4 protein-coding genes are annotated in these 1,899 nt (G+C 53.7%); 2 read left to right on the forward strand and 2 right to left on the reverse strand.

Features of this window, described 5'->3' with window-relative positions:
• Positions 1-110: 110 nt before the first annotated feature.
• Entirely contained in the window at positions 111-287 is a 177-nt protein-coding gene (locus tag CW742_RS15445) for a hypothetical protein (protein WP_342764881.1), read from the reverse strand.
• 17 nt (positions 288-304) lie between these two features.
• Positions 305-562 (reverse strand): 4Fe-4S binding protein, encoded by a 258-nt coding sequence (locus CW742_RS11495; RefSeq protein ID WP_292420518.1) that lies wholly within the window; start codon positions 560-562, stop codon positions 305-307.
• 705 nt (positions 563-1,267) lie between these two features.
• On the opposite strand from CW742_RS11495, the gene CW742_RS11500 reads away from it, so the two are divergent.
• A complete protein-coding gene (locus CW742_RS11500) occupies positions 1,268-1,675 on the forward strand; it encodes a hypothetical protein (RefSeq protein ID WP_292420519.1) in 408 nt (135 codons plus the stop codon).
• Positions 1,672-1,899 (forward strand): hypothetical protein (locus CW742_RS11505; RefSeq protein WP_292420521.1); only part of this gene is annotated, 228 nt, incomplete at its 3' end. The genes CW742_RS11500 and CW742_RS11505, both read left to right, overlap by 4 nt.

Below are 1,899 nucleotides of genomic sequence, written 5' to 3' on the forward strand. Positions count from 1 at the left end.
TGGGTCCGGGGCGGGACCACCTGGGTTGCCCAGACGCCCTGCCGGATGTGGGAAATACCCGGCGGGAAGTATTGGGTGGGCTCGATGGCCTTGACAATAACGGTACCGCACTAATTGGTCACGCGGATGTTGGTGTTCTTCCAGATGCCGGCCCGTTTCATGTCGTCCTGGTGCATCTCGCAGATGGAGCAGGCATCGAAATAGTCCGGGTTGGTCTTGCCCTTCTCCATGGCAGCGCCTTCCTCGATGGAGCGCTGGGTGATCATGTTGAGTTCGATTGTTGGCATGCGATATCCTCCTCCAATCAGACAAAAACCCCGGCCTGGCCTTTACCGGCAAGGCTGATCACACCGTACGGGCAGGCGCCGACACAGACGCCGCAGCCTGCACAGAGTTCCATCTTCACGTCCATGCTGATGGACTTACCATCCTTGACATGGTAGATCTTCTCCTTTGTCACCGGGTCGAGCGTGTACAGCTCGAGCGCGTTCACCGGGCAGGAGACCACACAGTTCCCGCATCCGGTACAACGGTTCATGTTTACATGTACTGAAAATGCCATGCACATCACACAAAATTTGTTAACATTGATCTGTTGATTACTTGTTTAATTAAACCTTGCTTATTGTATTAAAAGATTAAACATTTTACATTACATGAGCATAACCGTGTAAGATTTCGTTTAACCTGCGGGCAGAGAAGAATTCATTTCAATCATGAATGTACTGAGATCATTGCTGCATCACGATGATTCCCCCCATTTTTTTACAAAGAGACGAGTGCGCTGATCCTCTCGAAAAGAACTCTAAGGCACCTAAAGAGTCCGGGGCATGCCCCAACCCTTTTCGCGCTTCCGGTATCCTCAGCCGGATCAAGCCGGTTCCTCCGCCCAACCAGATGACGTTATGGTGAAAAACGCAGCAACCAACAAGTATATAAATTATTTTTAATTTATATTAGAATAATACAAAACAATCCCACAACCCCAATGCGAACGAGACAAAAATATCCTGCAGGCGTGCCGTTTTGTATGTGCAACCCGCAGGGGTACCGATCACTGGATACCGGCCCGGGAGTCTCTCACACAACCAGACCGGCAATCACTGGGCCGGAGACCGGCCGGTAACGGAGCCCAAAGACCCTGTCGCACTCCGGAATATTGTATCCCGGGGCAGCGATCAGGAGAGACGGGCAGCAAATCCAGAGCGCGAATGCTTTCGTTTTTGTCCTGCCGGATCCAGATGGCCCGGAATCCTTACAACCAGACATGACAGACAACGCAAATGACTCTCATAGAGAGACAGCCGGGCGCAATCACGCTCCTTTCACCAATACACCAGATGAAGCCCCACAAACCGGTACTGCCGGTAATGCGCCAAAGAACGAAGAACTCACATGGGCGCGGCAGCATCTGCCGGATGATCCGGCAACCCTGATTGTCGAACGCAAGACAGAACTTATCGGATGGGGCGTGCCTGCCCGAAAACGGGAGCGCCAGCTCACGGCCGAAACAATGATCGACCGGGTCGTTATCCCGGTGATCGAGCGGATGCAAACAGACCTGATCCAAAGGATCGATGCCCTTGATGGACGGATCTCGGCACTCGAACGGATGAACCAGTCACGGAAGGGGAAAAAACAATCCGGTGCCGGTGAACAGGGAGAACAACAATGACCCGCGGCCCCCCTCCCCTGAAAGCAATTGCAAAGGCGAAGGCGATTGCCACCCTGCAGGGCCCGGACATGAACAACCCGGCCCTTGCCCGGTCGCGGTACGGTTTCGTCCTCTTCCGAAGGGCCCAAGCAACGGTTGTCCTGATCAAACGGATCCGGCCTCCAGTGTCCGAAGCTGCAGAGTGCCCTCTTCCCCTCAGTGACCATTGCATCCACCTCCCCATT

It is taken from the genome of Methanoregula sp. (genome assembly GCF_002835825.1).
Taxonomy (GTDB): Archaea; Halobacteriota; Methanomicrobia; order Methanomicrobiales; family Methanospirillaceae; genus Methanoregula.

What these genes read in the sequence shown, in the direction of transcription:
- CW742_RS11495 (WP_292420518.1), bottom strand. Translation starts at nt 562, where the DNA reads ATGGCATTTTCAGTACATGTAAACATGAACCGTTGTACCGGATGCGGG.
- CW742_RS11500 (WP_292420519.1), top strand. Translation starts at nt 1,268, where the DNA reads ATGACAGACAACGCAAATGACTCTCATAGAGAGACAGCCGGGCGCAAT.
- CW742_RS15445 (WP_342764881.1), bottom strand. Translation starts at nt 287, where the DNA reads ATGCCAACAATCGAACTCAACATGATCACCCAGCGCTCCATCGAGGAA.